Raw genomic sequence first — 233 nt, 5'->3', positions numbered from 1 at the left:
GCCGAGGCCAGGCAGGCCTGGGACGCCCTGGCGACGGAGCGGGAAACCCTGCAATGGCTGGAGCGCCTGGCTCCGGTTCGCGGACTGATCGAACGCCTGAAGCAACTCGAGCAGGAACTCCGGCACTCCGAGCAGCAGCAGCGGCAGCGCACCGAGCAGCAAGCCGCGGGCACCGAGCGCTTGCAAGGATTGCAGGCCCGCTTGCAGGAGGCGCGCGAGCGCCAGGCCCAGGC

At 71.2% G+C, this 233-nt stretch carries 1 protein-coding gene; it reads left to right on the top strand.

Going from position 1 to position 233, the window contains the following annotated elements; translation table 11 throughout:
* A partial coding sequence (locus ACLJNW_RS28755; RefSeq protein ID WP_410962098.1) for a hypothetical protein occupies positions 1–233 on the top strand: 233 nt, incomplete at both ends.

It is taken from the genome of Salmonella sp. SAL4457, from assembly GCF_046548235.1.
In the GTDB taxonomy this organism is placed as follows: domain Bacteria; phylum Pseudomonadota; class Gammaproteobacteria; order Enterobacterales; family Enterobacteriaceae; genus Salmonella; species Salmonella enterica.
This window is presented reverse-complemented; position numbering and strand designations above follow the sequence as displayed.